Below are 15,276 nucleotides of genomic sequence, written 5' to 3'. Positions count from 1 at the left end.
TATACAAGCAAGAAACGTGCTCAAAATGTAGTCATCTTGAAAATATCTGTCACTTTGAGTTATGCCAGTTTATAAGTCAGCTAAATCTTGCTCAAATAATATAAACAGATATCAAAATACAGAGATTTTCTATTTATCTTACTGAAAGGTGTTGGAGTTATAGTGCATGATTTTTAACTGCACGTATGATAAGTAAGCAACTGAAATATTAATTGTACTGATGTTCAGACAACGAATTGAAAATTGTGAGCAATGCGCCCATATATAACTCAAATCAATCGCACAGACAGATTGTGAAAGTTGTCGTATGATCGAAGCATTCACACAAAACAAAGTCTTGGCTCAAGAACTACAGGATTAGGACATTATATGAATATCGCGGCAAACCCAGTGGTTGAAGCAGACCAAACTGTTTATTTAAAAGACTATCAAAAACCCTCTTTTTTGGTTGATTCAATCAACTTGGATATTCAGGTTCATACAGATCATACCGATGTAAATGCAACATTGGTGATGAAGCGCCAGACAGCAGGGGATTTGGTTCTGTTGGGTCGTGACCTGGAATTAAAATCCATTACTTTGAACGGTAAGCAACTGAGTGCAGCAGACTACACACTGGATGCTGAACAGTTGGTGATTGCCAATGCACCAAATGAAGTCATTCTTGAAACTGCAGTGGTGATTCATCCTGAAAGCAACACGCAACTTGAAGGTTTGTACCAAGCTGGCGACGATTTATTTGTTACTCAAAACGAACCTGAAGGTTTCCGCAAAATCACGTTCTATCCGGACCGTCCGGATGTCCTGTCTGTCTTTACCACACGCGTAGAAGCCGATAAAAAATTCCCGGTACTTTTGGCTAATGGTAACTTGATGGAAGCTGGTGAGGCAGGTGAAGGTCGTCACTACACCATTTGGGAAGATCCGACCAAGAAACCAAGCTATTTGTTTGCCTGCGTGATTGGTGATTTGGCGGTTCTGAAAGATTCTTATGTGACTTCAGAAGGTCGCAATGTTTCTTTAGAAATTTATGCGGTAGAAAAAGATATTCCAAAATGTCACATCGCCATGGAAGCGCTGAAACATTCTATGCAATGGGATGAAGAACATTATGGTCGTCCGTATGATCTGGACAACTATATGATTGTGGCAACCAGCGCATTCAATATGGGTGCCATGGAAAATAAAGGTTTAAATATCTTTAATACGTCCTGTGTGCTTGCCGATGAGGAATTCACCACTGATGCAGCCATCATGCGCGTACAGTCTGTAATTGCACATGAATACTTCCATAACTGGACCGGTAACCGGATTACTTGCCGTGACTGGTTCCAGTTATGCTTAAAAGAAGGTTTGACCGTATTCCGTGATCAGTCATTCTCGGAAGATTTACAATCGGCTGCGGTACAGCGTATTGATGATGTTGCTGTGTTGAAAGCGCACCAATTCCCAGAGGATTCAGGTCCGTTATCGCATCCGCCACGTCCAGATCACTTTGTCGAAATTAATAACTTCTATACCGCGACTGTGTATGAAAAAGGTGCGGAAATTAACCGCATGATGGCAACCTTGCTTGGTAAAGAAAAATTCCGTCAAGGCACCGACGAATACTTCCGCCGTCATGACGGTCAGGCAGTGACGGTTGAAGATTGGGTTTCAGCATTGACTGCGGGTTCGGGTGTGGATTTATCTGCCTTCCTGATTTGGTACAATCAACCCGGCACACCAAAACTGGAAGCCAAAGGCGAGTACGATGCTGCAACTCAAACCTATCGTTTAAGCTTCAAACAATCGTTAAAAGATCATCATAAATATCCAAACCTAAAAGCCGTTCCAATTCCAGTGGCTTTGGCACTGTTTAATGCAGAAACAGGTGAGCAATATACGCTGCAATCTGAAGCACTATTTGAAAATGGTGTTAAAGATGGCGTGTATTTATTGGATCAAAATGAGGCAACTATTGAATTTACCGGCGTAACTGAAAAACCTGTGGTGTCATTGCTGCGTAATTTCTCTGCACCGGTCAATCTGGAATTCAACTATTCCGATGAAGAACTGGCTTTCTTGATGCAATATGAAACCAACGGTTTCAACCAATGGCAAGCCACTCAAACTTTGCTGGAACGTATTTTATTAAACGGTCATGATGCTGATATTTATATCCAAGCCATGAAAAATACTCTGCCGGAAGTCATTCAAAAAGATCCACTGCTGGCATCACGCTTGTTTGATGTCCCTACAGAAGGCTATTTGGGTAGCCGGATCGACAGTGAGTATCGTCCTGAAGTGGTTCAAGAACAGCGTAATGCTTTGCTAGACACATTGGCACGTGAATTGGGGGCCTTCTGCAAAGAGACTTACCTGGAATTAGACCCAGATATGCAAACTGAATTCTCTCAAGCGATGGGTGTTCGTGCACTCAGAAACATCATGCTCAGTATGATTGCACGTCAGGGGGATGCCTTTGCTTTTGATCTGGCTTATGAGCAGTATCACACAGGCAACATGTCTGAGCGTTTGGGTGCACTTAAAGTCTTGGTTTGGAATGATGCACCACAAACCAAAGAAGCTTTGGCAGACTTCTATAGCCGCTTTGAAGATGAAGCTTTGTCTTTAGATCAATGGTTTATGGTTCAGGCGGCACATCCGAAAGCAAATGCAGAAACCATCAAATACTTAACCTCGCACCCTGATTATGATTTGGGTACACCAAACCGTATTCGTTCAGTGAGTGGTGGTTTAAATGCCAATCCAGTCAATACATGGAGCTTTGGTGTTCAACACTTTATTGATCTGGCCAAATATTTGGATGAGAAAAACCCGATTGTCGGTTCGCGTTTACTGCAAGTGCTTTCTCGCTGGTACACCTTGGCAGAGCCACAACGTACAGAAGTCAAAACTGCACTGGAAGCTTTAAAACCACAAGTGAAATCTAAAAACGTTTCAGAAACTTTAAATAGTATGTTGAGTATCTAACTGAGTATTCATTAAATGACTAAAAAAGCCTTTTCTTGATTAGAACCGAGAAAAGGCTTTTTATTTTTAGAGTGCAATATAACGGAAGAATAAATGACCGAGTGTTTAGAATAACTAAATTAAAAGATAAAATGATAAGACATATTTTCTATTGAGTTATCATTTTAAAAGTGTCGATTAAATCACATTAATGGCGTAAAATCGTAATATTAAAGCTCATATAAAATGGGCTTTGTTTATTTAGCAGACTTTCATTGGATTAAGCCTGTCGTTTTATTAAGTGGACTGGAGGTTGGTTTTGTTAGTTAAAATTGAAGATGGTTTTTATTTAAACTCCCAACATATTATTGCTATTCGAGTTTCAAAAAGTACCAGTGATGGACATTTTATTGTAGTGATTGAATATACGCCGAATAATATTCAGGCGATGGGAACGTACCAAAAAACTTTTGACAACAAAATTGAAGCAGAAACTTATCTACAAACTTTGCATCAGTACATTTCCAAATAAATCCTGTGCATTGTCATTAAGGTTGCAACTTAAACTGATTGAGAAAATTATCCTTTAGTTAGAATAAGTGTAGGTGATACAAATCTAAATAAAAGGCTTACTGATCATTATGGGTGAATTGATTATTTTATAGTTAGACCGGTACTAGAAAATGTATGAGGGAAGACTATGATTAAAACAATATTTAGGTTAACCATCAGCTTAAGCATGTTAATGGGGTTATCAGCATGTCAAAAGAGTGATGGTGATCATGATCCAGATAAAAAAGTTGCTCCCCATGCCTTGGATAAAGACAGTTAGTTTTATGGAATTTAAAAGATAGACGCTTTTATTACTGATCAAATAAAAAGTCCCTAAATTTAGGGACTTTTTTAATGGTTAAACTTTTACAATCAATACCGGTATTGGCGATTGGGTGAGTACGGCTTGCGCCACACTGCCTAACATTAATTTTTTGAATCCTGTACGGCCATGCGAGCCCATAATAATTAAATCAGCACCGACTTCATCAGCCACATGAATGATTCCTTCAGCAGGCGATACACCTCGAATAATTTTGGTATCCACATCAATGCTATCTCGAATGAATGATTGCTTGATCTCAGCCAAGCGCAACTGCGCATTCTTTTCAGCCTGTATAAAGTAATCTGTAATTCCAGGTGCGACTTTATAAAAGTCCACTCCCACAAATGGATCTATCGCAATCACACTGGTAATGGTGACTTGACAATGAAGTGCGTTGGCTAAGGATAATGCCTGTTCAACAGCTGCATAAGAAATAGGAGATTCATCTACTGGAACTAAAATATGTTTATAAGTCATGAAATTATCCTTAGGAATATAGCTGAATTGGAAAGATTTTTTAATTGTGATAGTCAGTCATTATGACAGATGAAAGGATCATGAAAAGCCCCCAATAAACCCCACATCAATTGCAGGGTTTATTGATCAATACTTATTCTTTAACAATTAAAACCGGAAGTTTTGTGCCTTTTAGCACATCTTGAGCAAAGCTGCCCAACAAGAACTTTTGAAAACCTTTGCGACCATGCGAACCCATAACAATCAGATCAATTTTCAATTTTTCTGCAGTTTCAATAATGCTTTCTTCAGAAACATTACCTTTCACGATTTGAGTGTTGGCAGTAATACCATTTTCGCTGGCAATGGCTTGAGCCTGTTTCAATGCTTTTTCAGCATTGGCATATGCCTGAACGAAATATTCTTTCATAATGGGAGACGGATAGTAAAAGTCTGCATCAGAAAAAGGGTCTTCAGTGACTAAACTGATTAATGTTAATTGACCACCAAAAGCTTGGGCAATCTGAGCCGCATTTTTAACTGCAGATAATGAAATGTCAGAACCGTCAACTGGAACTAAAATATTTTGATAAGACATAAGACTTGTTCCTTGGTGTTTATTATGTAGCTATCAATTATAGATAGCACATTGTCTTTGAATGATCAATTTAGTCTGTGAAAAATGATTTAAAATTCATTAAATTATATAAATATCATGGATATAAGTGTGTTCTGTTTTGCATTTAAATCTGAGTTAAAAGCTCAACATTCGCATAAGTATTTCTAAATGTTTAAACAGGCATTAAAATGCCCAAAAATATGACCGTCTCCAACAAATTGCAGGCGAAATAAGTTTAATAAGGGAAGCCTGTGTATTCAAAATTTTTCGGTTTAAGTCTGTGTTTCATTACTGCTCTACACAGTAGTGGTTGTCAGAATACACAAAGTAATACCAAGGTGATTGCGAGTGTTTTTAATGCTTCCACCAATGTGCAAAAAAAGATGATCGATAAATATGCACCACAAGAGATTTTGGTACAGAAAAATATAATGTATATGCAGGAAGCATCATTAACTTTGGATGTGTATCAGCCCAAAAATGTGATGCAACTTGAGCCGCGTCCAACCGTAGTTTGGATTCATGGCGGTGGATGGGTTTCAGGTTCTAAAGAACACGCACGAGGTTACTTTAAGCTTTTGGCTGATCAAGGTTATAACGTGGTTTCACTGCAATATCAATTTGCTCCCAAAGTGATTTATCCAAATCAGCTGCTACAAATTAATCAGGCTTTAAAATTTATAACCGAGCATGCGCAGGAATATAATATTAATGCCAATCAAATGTATTTGGCGGGTGATTCTGCAGGTGCGAATTTAGCCAGTCATTACGCAGCTTTAATTAGTAATCCTGATTTTGCGCGGCAGTCTAATATTACGCCATTGATTCAACGCGACCAGATTAAAGGCTTGATTTTACATTGCGGTATTTATGATATGAATGCTTTTATTAATACAGCACCCAATGAACTGAAATTAATTGAGTGGGGCGTATTTAACTTGGTTCAAGCCTATACAGGCAATAAAAAAGATGATGCGGAATTTTTAAAAAGTATATCTCCAATTCAATATTTAACAGCGAATTATCCACCAGTATTGATTAGTGGTGGAAATAAAGATTTCTTAACCAAAACCCAATCGGTTCCTTTTGTACAAGCATTAATGAATCAAAAAATACCCGTGACCGACGTATTTTATCCAGACTCCAAAGAGTTTTTGGTACATGAATATCAATTCATGATGAGTAAAAAGGCAAGTCGGCAAACATTTGAACAAACCATTCGATTTATTCAAAAATATAGTCCTGCATTTTTTTAAAAAGTGCTTGATGTCATTTTATATTTGAAAGATTGAATACATACTTTGTGGGCTAAATCTGAAGGTTTTACTCAATTGGGTCCAAGCCTTTTGGTTTTCGTCTTTTATGCGGTTTCTTTTTATATATTATCTCAAGATTCTAAACTTCAAAATGATAGACACCGCAAAACCAAATAATAATCCCCAGAATGCTGAACCAATGCCAAAGAACTGTATTCCTGAAGCGCTGAACAAGAAGGTCATTAAAGCGGCTTCTCGTTCACTGACATCTTGAAAGGCGATGGCGATGTTATGACTGATGGTGCCAAATAAAGCAATTCCTGCAAGGGCCACAATAAAAATAGGCGGAAATGACATCAGTAAACTAGTGAGGGTTGCCGCGAAAATGCCCATTACAATATAGAAAAAACCACAGCTCATTCCAGCAATGTAACGTTTTTGAGGGTCAGGATGAACTTGATCATCTAAACTGACTGCAGCACTAATAGCTGCAATATTAACGCTGTAGCAACCCAAAGGGGCAAGTAGCATTTGAGCAACCCCGGTCCAGCCAATGAGCTGATTTACATGAGGTTGATAACCATAGCTTTTAATCATGGCAATCCCAGGCAAATATTGCGATGCCATATTAATCACAAATAAAGGCAGGGCTAAGCCTAAAATAGCTGACCAGCTAAACTCAGGCGTGATCCATACAGGCTTCGCTAAGCTCCATTGTAAAACTGGAGTATGAAACTCCATAAACATTGGACAAAGGGCCAGTCCGGCAATTACCGTAATCACGATGCTATAACGTGGTGACAGTCGTTTAGATAGAATGTAAACGGCTAAAAGTGAAAGAATAAACCCCCAATCATTTTGCATGCTGGCAAAAAGCGCAATGCCAAATTTGAGTAATACACCGGCAAGCATGGCACTGGTTAAGCTTTGTGGAATATAGGACAAAACTTTCTGAAAGATACCTGAAAAGCCTAAAATAGCTGTGAGTAGCCCACTAATGAAAAATGCACCAATGGCTTCGTATAAGCTATAGCCGCTACCCGTTGCTAAAATGAGCGCAAGCCCAGCAGTAGACCAAGAGGTCGCAACAGGATATTTAAACTTCCACGATAAAATTAAACCCGAGAGTCCAATCCCCAAACCTAAGGCCCAAAACCAGGAGGTGATTTGCTCTGGAGTTGCTCCTAATATTTGTGCAGCTTGAATGACTAAAACCGCAGAAACACTAATGCCAATCAGAAAGGTAATGAAACCTGCAAATACAGCAGGAACAGAAAAATCTTTGAGAAAATTTTGCATAAATCCTTTGCGGTGATTATTTTATAATGCTTGAAAAGCGTAATAATCATACGCCTTTCATTTTTAAGCGCAAAGGCATAATCGAAATAATATATCGTGTATTTATGGGCTTAAATTATTTAAGCAAACCTGAAATTTACAGGGTAGAAGTCGCAAGTTTAATCCCGAAACCACAGAATAAAAGACCGACAGCCGCTACACATGATGCCGTCACTTTATAGCGTTGGGTAAAGTAAGTCGCCAGTTTAGCCCCTGAAAAAATCAGGATGGTTAAATAACTCATACTAATGATTTGTAATACCAGCGCAAGCGCAGCAAAGGTAATTGCAGGATAGGGATAAGCAGGATCTACAAATTGAACGAAGAAGGATAAATAAAACAGAATCGCTTTAGGATTTAAAATGCTAATGGTTAATGCTGTTTTAAAAGGATGAAGTTGCTCAATATTTTTTTCAACTGTAGCGATTTCTTTCTGTGAGTGTGCGGAATTCCAGGTGTGATAAGCCGCTATGAGCAATTTTATCCCTAAATAACTCAGATAAAGTGCACCAATAATTTTCAGTAAGGTGAATAACCAGGGGAAAGCATGCAGTAAGGAAGCTGCACCAAGCGCAGTGAGTAAAATTAAAACAATGTCACCGGTATAAACACCGAATGCACTTTTATAACCGGCTTTGATACCAAAACGTGAAGCGATGGACATCACGTATAAGGAATTGGGTCCGGGCAATAACACAATTAAGGTTGTACCAATAATATAGGTGGTAAGATCGGTAATGCCGAACACAATAAATACACTCTCAAACGATCAAAAAAGCCGACTTGTTCACTATAACAAAATCGGCTTTTTGATGGTGCAATATTGATATTTTAAGCTTGTATTTCAGCATCTAAGCCAAAAGATTGGCGAAGTAATGTACTTAGTTGCTCGCGGGCCTTAATAAAGCCATCAATCCCGCTTTGTAAAAGTTGCGAAGACATTAAGTCATGTTCAATTTGCTCTTTAAATGTTTCCTTCGTTAAAGGTGTAACGATACGCTGGCAATGGGCTTGTGCATGATTGTTTGAAAGCTGAGGAACGATTTCACGTTGATCTTGTTCAAGCTCTGCCAAAAGGTTTGGCGATACTGTCAATAAGTCACAGCCTGCTAATCCTAGGACTTGGTCAATACTGCGGAAACTTGCACCCATAATTTCTGTTTTAATACAGTGCTGTTTATAGAAATGGTAAATCTGTTTGACTGAAAGTACACCCGGATCTTTCTCAATCGGGTAGTGATCTACATTTTCAGCTTTCTTGTACCAATCTAAAATACGACCGACAAATGGTGAGATCAGGGTCACATTGGCATCAGCACAGGCTTGAGCCTGATGCAAACCAAACAACAGTGTCAGATTACAGTGGATGCCTTCAGCCTCTAATGCTTTGGCTGCCTGAATACCTTCCCAAGTTGACGCGATTTTAATCAGGATACGATTTTGATCGATACCATAATTTTTATACAAAGCCAGTAATTCTTTAGCTTTGGCAATCGTGGCATCGGTATCGTAAGAAAGGGCAGCATCGACTTCAGTCGAAACACGACCTTCGATCAGCTTAAGAATTTCAACCCCGAATTTAACCGTCAGAATGTCAATGGTACGTTCAACTAAAAGATCGCCGCTATAACCTTCAGATTTGGCTTGTTCAAATGCATCTTCAATCAGTTGCTTATTTTCAGGCAGATTTGCGGCAGCGGTAATGAGTGAAGGGTTGGTTGTTGCATCCAAGGGACGGAATTTTTCAATAGCGGAAAGGTCGCTACTGTCGGCAACAATTGTCGTGAGGCTTTTTAATTGGTTTAAGGCTGATTGAGTCATTGGTCTAGTTCTTAAAGTTATTTCCCTATATTTGTTATATCACAATCTGCTTTTAACCCAAGTAAAAAGCATGTATAAGGCCTGTCTATTTTGTGTTTTTTCGCGAATTTCTGATGTGATTAATCAAAAAACGAGCAGCTGCCCCCAGTTGACTTTCCCGACTCCAGACCAAATCGACAAAATATTCAAATTTAGGACTGAAATCTAAAAAGTTAAGAATTTTAAGTTGCTGCTTAATATGTGGATTTTGATTTAACATTTCCAAAGGTAAAACGCCCCAGCCCAAACCCTGTATAATCATGGAACAAGCAGACAGATGATTGTCTGTACGCCAATATTTTTTTGAAAATAATAATTCAGGCTTAATGGTGCGGTCACGACTGGCCACCACAATTTGCCGGTTTTGCAAAATTTGCTCATAGCTAACTTGTTCAAATGCAGCTAAAGGCGAATCAATTGCAGCGACTGGCACCAAGGCTTCACGTTTAAGTTCGACAAACTGCTCACTACTTTCCAATTGTTCACGTTCAAACATCAGTGCCAATTGCGCCGTCTGATTGAGCAGCATTTTTAATGCATCCTCTTGCGGTGCTGAAAAAATATTGATTTGCAGTTCGGGGAATTGCTTTTCGATCAGTGAAATATAGTCAGTCCAGTGGGTGTGTAATAATTCGGATACCACCACAATATTCAAACTTGATTCCAAGCCTTCACTTAAGGCAAAAGCATGTTGTTTCCACTGATTGATTTCGATTAACAGTTGTTCGGTTTTTTCATACAAGGTTAGCGCTTGTGGGGTTGGAACAGGCTCACGTCCAACACGATGGAACAGCGATAAATTCAGATCAACTTCTAAATTGGCAATCGACATACTGACCGCAGAAGGGACTTTCCCCAGTTTTCTCGCGGCAGCAGAAAATGAACCGCTTTCAATCACAGTTTTAAAAATAATCAGTTGTTCTTGGTTAATATTCATCTATCAAAACTTTTGAAAGAATCTAATTAGATTAATCAATACTATCAAAATAAAATGCCTTCACCCCAATGAATGAGTATTAAAATGTTGATTTCCAAAAGAAGGATTGTCCATGCGCTGAGTTATGAGATCATCCTGTTGGTCATCATTGCGATTGCTTTAAGCTTTATTTTTGATATGCCGATGGAAGTGACTGGAACACTCGGTGTTGTGATGGCGGTAACTTCAGTATTCTGGAATATGACCTTTAACCATTTCTTTGAAAAGTTCGAAGCCAAGCATCATTTAAAAAGAACAGTGGGTGTGCGTATTCTGCATGCGATCGGTTTTGAAGGCGGCCTGATGTTAGCCACCATTCCAATGGTTGCTTATGCTATGGAGATGAGCATTGGGCAGGCCATTTTGCTCGATTTGAGTATGACCCTGTGCATTTTAGTTTATACTTTTATTTTCCAGTGGTGTTATGACGCTATTGAAAATCATTTAAGGCTTAATCTGACTCATCAGCAATTAAAGGGAAATTAATTATTACTATATAAATAGTTAATTTATTATTAAAACTATCATCGCTATGATGCAAGTACGCATTTCAAAGACGTTGAAAGTGATTTAAAAATTAAATGGGATCATGCGAACAGGCTGTCTCGTCTAACTGGAATGAAGCGTGAATTGCGCGTGCTACACGATAAGATTTTAAATCTATTCAGTTTATAAAATTAAAAAGCCCTCGAAAGTTAAACTTCCGAGGGCTTCTGTTTAGAAAGAGGCAGCTAGCTTATTTTTCAATAATCGCTGTTACAGCTTGACCGCCCGCAGCACAGATTGAAACAAGCACACGACCTGAACCTTTCTGGTTAATCAGTTTTGCTGCAGTCGCGATAAGACGACCGCCAGTTGCAGCAAATGGGTGACCGGCTGCTAAAGATGAACCTTTAACATTCAGTTTAGAACGGTCAATTGAACCGAGTGGTGCATCTAAGCCTAAACGTTCTTTACAGAATTTTGGATCTTCCCAAGCTTTCAAAGTAGAAAGGACTTGCGATGCAAATGCTTCATGGATTTCATAGTAGTCGAAGTCTTGAAGTGTAATACCCGCACGTTCAAGCATACGTGGAACCGCATAAGCCGGCGCCATCAATAAGCCTTCTTTTTTCTCAACGAAATCTACCGCAGCCGTTTCCTGGAATGTCAGGTAAGCAAGAACTTCGTGACCATTTTCTTTCGCCCATTCTTCAGAAGCTAATAGTACACATGATGCACCATCAGTAAGGGGAGTAGAGTTACCCGCAGTCATGGTACGTGCATCGCCTTTACCAAATGCCGGTTTAAGTTTTGCCAGTTTTTCTGCTGTTGAATCGGGACGCAAATTGTTGTCACGTTCTAGACCTAAGAATGGGGTGATCAAGTCATCGAAGAAACCTTCTTCGTAGGCAGCCGCCATTTTTTGGTGTGAAGATGCAGCAAGTTCGTCTTGCGCTTCACGAGAAATACCCCATTCAAGTGCAGTGATCGCTTGGTGGTCACCCATAGAAAGACCTGTACGTGGTTCACCATTTTTAGGTGCATCCATTAAATCTTTCAGGTTGATTTTAGTTAACGCTTTTAAACGGTCTTTAGCTGTTTTTGCAATGTTCAATTCAAGTAAAGCTTTACGTAAACCATCACCGAATGCGATTGGTGCATCAGAAGTGGTATCTACACCACCAGCAACGCCGACTTCAATTTGACCCAAGGCAATTTTGTTGGCAACGAGGAAAGCAGCTTGTAAACCCGTACCACAGGCTTGCTGAATATCGTAAGCAGGTGTTTCTGGAGCAAGTTCAGTGTTTAACACACATTCACGAGTCATGTTAAAGTCACGGCTATGTTTTAAAACAGCGCCTGCAACTACTTCGCCTAGGCGTTGACCTTGCAGGTTGAAACGTTCAACCAGACCATTCAATACTGCTGTAAACATGTCTGAGTTAGAAGCAGTGAAATAAGCGCCGTTTGAACGAGCGAAAGGAATACGGTTACCACCGATAATAGCGACGCGGCGAACAGTGTTTTGACTCATGGATATATCCTGTTGAACAGCGGTTTGAATTGTAGATTCAGGTTTTTTTGTAGTGGAAGCAGTACTTTTACTACGCGGCGACGTTGAACGAGGTCGAATCGTCTTGGTCGTATTGCTTGCTGACTTTGTGGCAGTGCCAGAACTTTTAGTTGTACGCGTGGTACTTTTTGATGTATTTGACACAGTTTCCGTAGCAGAATTTTCAACTGTTGGATTTTCTTGAGTTGTGTTGCTCATAAGGCTTTTCCAAGCATTTTACGGTATTCTTGGCGTGTACATTAACACAATTTAAAAACAGCTGAATTGACTACAATGACATTACACAAAGCATTCAGGTCAAGACATCCATTGTTTAACTCAAGTATGATTCCATGGAAACTGATGGATGTATTGAAATATAAGACTCTAGACATCATATTGAAGTTAAAAGGATATCTTTAAATCCATCAAAAATTAATTTGTATGAGAGATAATAAACATGACTGACCAATACCAAACATTCGCAAAATCTCCTATTGGTAAATTTGTCATCAAAAATTTAGGTTTGCCATCACCGATTTTTTTAGATCGTTTTGAGTCGGCAACTCCGGTGGTTAAGGGGGCAGTTTTATTTGGTGCTGCGCCATCTTCAACTTTATCGGGTTCAATTGCGCAAGTTCTTGCAAACATTCATGCCAACAGCTATGCAGGTAACAATATTGAATTACAACAAGCTGCTGCAAAAACAGGTTTAAGCCTGAGTGCATTTAATGAAGGTGACAAAGAATCTAAGTTTAAAGCAGTGATTTTTGATGCATCGGGTATTCAAAATTCTGAACAACTCAAAGAACTCTATAACTTTTTTAATCCGATTGCACGTCAAATCCAGACGTCTGGTCGTGTTGTGGTTGTCGGCATCACCCCTGAAACTGCAAAAACAGTAAAACAAGCCATTGCACAACGTGCTCTTGAAGGTTTTGTGAAATCTGTCGGTAAAGAATTCAAGAAAGGTATTGCGGCTCAACTGGTTTATGTCGATGAAGGTGCTGAAGCAAACCTTGAATCTACAGTTCGTTTTGCATTGTCTCCGCGTTCTGCTTATGTGTCAGGTCAGGTGATCCGTGTTTCTAAAGCAGATGTTGTAGATATTGACTGGGCAAAACCACTTGCGGGTAAAACAGCTGTTGTCACAGGTGCGAGCCGTGGGATCGGTGAAGCGATTGCCCATGTATTGTCACGTGATGGCGCGCATGTCATTTGTCTGGATGTTCCACAACAACAGGCTGACCTTGATCGTGTTGCCGGTGAAATTGGTGGTTCGACATTAGCCATTGATATTACAGCAAGCGACGCTGGTGAAAAAATCAAAGCTGCAGCAGCTGCTCAAGGCGGTCTGGATATTATCGTGCATAACGCAGGGATTACCCGTGACAAAACTTTGGCAAACATGAAGCCTGAGTTATGGGATCTGGTGATTAACATTAACTTATCTGCAATTGAGCGTGTCAATGATTACCTTCTTGAAAATGATGGCTTCAATACAAATGGTCGTATTGTGTGTGTATCTTCTATCTCGGGTATCGCAGGTAATTTAGGTCAAACCAACTATGCAGCCTCTAAAGCGGGTGTCATTGGGGTGGTTAAATTCACTGCGCCATTATTGAAAAATGGGGTAACCATTAATGCGGTTGCACCTGGTTTCATCGAAACGCAAATGACTGCTGCAATTCCATTTGCCATTCGTGAAGCAGGCCGCCGTATGAACTCGATGAGTCAAGGCGGTTTACCTGTGGATGTTGCTGAAACGATTGCATTATTTGCATCTTCTGCTTCAACAGGTTTAAATGGCAACGTGGTTCGTGTGTGTGGTCAAAGTTTGTTAGGGGCTTAATTTGCAAATAAAACTCCTTCTCCCTTTGGGAGAAGGTTGGGATGAGGGCTTAAAAAAAGTCTTTTTTATTTGATTAAAACCTCTCCCTAACCCTCTCCTAAGAAGAGAGGGGAATTCATAAAGATAAAACTTCCAAAGGTTCAGTATGAATACTCGCCATTTTAGTCAACTTCCAAAACCTTATTTAGCCTATCCGAAAGTGATTCAAGGCTTGATTTTTAAAAAGCCGAAGGGTGAAAAAGTGCTACCGCAAGTTGAATATGTGGTGGATTCATTCAAGGTCGATCAAAAACATTTAAAAGCTTACAATGAAGTCTGTGGCTTTAAAAATAACGGTTATATTCCTGCGATTTATTTAGCGGTGCTGTCTCAAAGCCTGCAAATGCACATGATGACACAAGAAGCGTTTCCATTTGCGATTTTAGGTCTGGTGCATATTCGTAACCAGATTAAACAAACTCGTAAAGTTGGAGTAAATGAACAGCTGACGTTGTCTTGCAAGTTTGGTGAATTACAGCCACATGACAAAGGCATCCAATTCGACTTCATCACCACTGCTAAAGTGGGTAATGAAGTGGTGATGGAAGGGACAACCACTTATCTAGCGCGCCAAAAAACCAATGGCAAAGTTGCAGCAAAAGTGGCTGAATCAAAATCACCTGCGTATGAAATGCAAGCCGAGTGGGATGTATCGGAAAATACCGGTCGCCGTTATGCCTTGACTTCGGGTGACTTTAACCTGATTCATATTCATGCCATTACCGCAAAAGCCTTTGGTTTTAAACAGGCCATTGCCCACGGCATGTGGAGCAAAGCCAAAGCACTTGCGAGCTTGACGCTTCCAGACAGCTATGAATCGGATGTTTGGTTTAAATTGCCGATGTATTTACCCTCTAAAGTTGAGTTTTTAACTGCCAATAAAGGTAAAGATATCGAATTCCTGATTCGAAATAGCAAGAATCAAAAACCGCATGTCTCGGGTCGTATTAAAGCCTTATAAGACCAAAGCCTAAGTCACTGCTGATTTAGGCTTTTTTGTTTTAAGCTCTGGA

13 protein-coding genes are annotated in these 15,276 nt (G+C 39.7%); 6 read left to right on the top strand and 7 right to left on the bottom strand.

Features of this window, described 5'->3' with window-relative positions; translation table 11 throughout:
- Positions 1–369 precede the first annotated feature (369 nt).
- Positions 370–2,976, top strand: coding sequence for an aminopeptidase N (gene pepN / locus HLH18_RS05315; RefSeq protein WP_171546042.1), 2,607 nt, complete (start codon positions 370–372; stop codon positions 2,974–2,976).
- 298 nt (positions 2,977–3,274) lie between these two features.
- On the top strand, positions 3,275–3,487 hold the full coding sequence (locus tag HLH18_RS05310) for a hypothetical protein (protein WP_131287930.1): 213 nt from the start codon (positions 3,275–3,277) through the stop codon (positions 3,485–3,487).
- Between the two features lie 378 nt (positions 3,488–3,865).
- Here the strand turns inward: HLH18_RS05310 and HLH18_RS05305 are convergent, their stop codons facing one another.
- Together HLH18_RS05305 and HLH18_RS05300 are read right to left on the bottom strand one after the other, a co-directional pair.
- Positions 3,866–4,309 (bottom strand): universal stress protein, encoded by a 444-nt coding sequence (locus tag HLH18_RS05305; RefSeq protein ID WP_131287927.1) that lies wholly within the window; start codon positions 4,307–4,309, stop codon positions 3,866–3,868.
- Between the two features lie 133 nt (positions 4,310–4,442).
- Entirely contained in the window at positions 4,443–4,886 is a 444-nt protein-coding gene (locus HLH18_RS05300; protein WP_171546041.1) for a universal stress protein, read from the bottom strand.
- A 272-nt stretch (positions 4,887–5,158) separates the two neighbouring features.
- Between HLH18_RS05300 and HLH18_RS05295 the strand changes: the two genes are divergently transcribed.
- Positions 5,159–6,163 (top strand): alpha/beta hydrolase, encoded by a 1,005-nt coding sequence (locus tag HLH18_RS05295; protein WP_171546040.1) that lies wholly within the window; start codon positions 5,159–5,161, stop codon positions 6,161–6,163.
- 126 nt (positions 6,164–6,289) lie between these two features.
- Here HLH18_RS05295 and HLH18_RS05290 read toward each other — a convergent pair whose 3' ends face one another.
- The 4 genes from HLH18_RS05290 to aceR form a co-directional block, all read right to left on the bottom strand.
- Positions 6,290–7,462, bottom strand: a complete 1,173-nt coding sequence (locus tag HLH18_RS05290) for a benzoate/H(+) symporter BenE family transporter (RefSeq protein ID WP_171546039.1) — start codon at positions 7,460–7,462, stop codon at positions 6,290–6,292.
- Between the two features lie 136 nt (positions 7,463–7,598).
- Positions 7,599–8,249: a leucine efflux protein LeuE gene (gene leuE / locus HLH18_RS05285; RefSeq protein WP_171546038.1), complete on the bottom strand. Its 651-nt coding sequence runs from the start codon at positions 8,247–8,249 to the stop codon at positions 7,599–7,601.
- A gap of 83 nt (positions 8,250–8,332) precedes the next feature.
- The gene (gene tal / locus HLH18_RS05280) at positions 8,333–9,322 is read right to left on the bottom strand and encodes a transaldolase (RefSeq protein ID WP_171546037.1); all 990 of its coding nucleotides are present in this window, start codon (positions 9,320–9,322) and stop codon (positions 8,333–8,335) included.
- Positions 9,323–9,407: 85 nt separating this feature from the next.
- The gene (gene aceR / locus HLH18_RS05275) at positions 9,408–10,298 is read right to left on the bottom strand and encodes an HTH-type transcriptional regulator AceR (RefSeq protein ID WP_171546036.1); all 891 of its coding nucleotides are present in this window, start codon (positions 10,296–10,298) and stop codon (positions 9,408–9,410) included.
- Positions 10,299–10,382: 84 nt separating this feature from the next.
- Here aceR and aceI point away from each other — a divergent pair, with 84 nt between their 5' ends.
- Positions 10,383–10,823, top strand: coding sequence for a chlorhexidine efflux PACE transporter AceI (aceI, locus tag HLH18_RS05270; RefSeq protein WP_171546035.1), 441 nt, complete (start codon positions 10,383–10,385; stop codon positions 10,821–10,823).
- 250 nt (positions 10,824–11,073) lie between these two features.
- On the opposite strand, the gene HLH18_RS05265 is transcribed toward aceI, so the two are convergent.
- Positions 11,074–12,591, bottom strand: a complete 1,518-nt coding sequence (locus HLH18_RS05265) for an acetyl-CoA C-acetyltransferase (RefSeq protein WP_171546034.1) — start codon at positions 12,589–12,591, stop codon at positions 11,074–11,076.
- 241 nt (positions 12,592–12,832) lie between these two features.
- Between HLH18_RS05265 and HLH18_RS05260 the strand changes: the two genes are divergently transcribed.
- Both HLH18_RS05260 and HLH18_RS05255 read left to right on the top strand, forming a co-directional pair.
- Positions 12,833–14,224 carry a 3-oxoacyl-ACP reductase gene (locus tag HLH18_RS05260; protein ID WP_171546033.1) on the top strand — a complete coding sequence of 464 codons (1,392 nt, stop codon included), beginning with the start codon at positions 12,833–12,835 and terminating at the stop codon, positions 14,222–14,224.
- A 145-nt stretch (positions 14,225–14,369) separates the two neighbouring features.
- Entirely contained in the window at positions 14,370–15,224 is an 855-nt protein-coding gene (locus HLH18_RS05255) for a MaoC family dehydratase (protein WP_171546032.1), read from the top strand.
- The last annotated feature ends 52 nt before the right edge of the window (positions 15,225–15,276 follow it).

It is taken from the genome of Acinetobacter sp. ANC 5414, assembly GCF_013004295.1.
Lineage (GTDB): Bacteria > Pseudomonadota > Gammaproteobacteria > Pseudomonadales > Moraxellaceae > Acinetobacter.
The sequence above is the reverse complement of the archived record's forward strand: the minus strand, read 5'-3'. Positions and strand labels throughout refer to the sequence as shown.

Bases quoted from the DNA above. Each gene is read 5' to 3' on its own strand.
- HLH18_RS05265 (WP_171546034.1), bottom strand. From the start codon at position 12,591: ATGAGCAACACAACTCAAGAAAATCCAACAGTTGAAAATTCTGCTACG.
- HLH18_RS05255 (WP_171546032.1), top strand. From the start codon at position 14,370: ATGAATACTCGCCATTTTAGTCAACTTCCAAAACCTTATTTAGCCTAT.
- aceI (WP_171546035.1), top strand. From the start codon at position 10,383: ATGTTGATTTCCAAAAGAAGGATTGTCCATGCGCTGAGTTATGAGATC.
- HLH18_RS05305 (WP_131287927.1), bottom strand. From the start codon at position 4,309: ATGACTTATAAACATATTTTAGTTCCAGTAGATGAATCTCCTATTTCT.
- pepN (WP_171546042.1), top strand. From the start codon at position 370: ATGAATATCGCGGCAAACCCAGTGGTTGAAGCAGACCAAACTGTTTAT.
- tal (WP_171546037.1), bottom strand. From the start codon at position 9,322: ATGACTCAATCAGCCTTAAACCAATTAAAAAGCCTCACGACAATTGTT.
- HLH18_RS05300 (WP_171546041.1), bottom strand. From the start codon at position 4,886: ATGTCTTATCAAAATATTTTAGTTCCAGTTGACGGTTCTGACATTTCA.
- HLH18_RS05290 (WP_171546039.1), bottom strand. From the start codon at position 7,462: ATGCAAAATTTTCTCAAAGATTTTTCTGTTCCTGCTGTATTTGCAGGT.
- aceR (WP_171546036.1), bottom strand. From the start codon at position 10,298: ATGAATATTAACCAAGAACAACTGATTATTTTTAAAACTGTGATTGAA.
- HLH18_RS05260 (WP_171546033.1), top strand. From the start codon at position 12,833: ATGACTGACCAATACCAAACATTCGCAAAATCTCCTATTGGTAAATTT.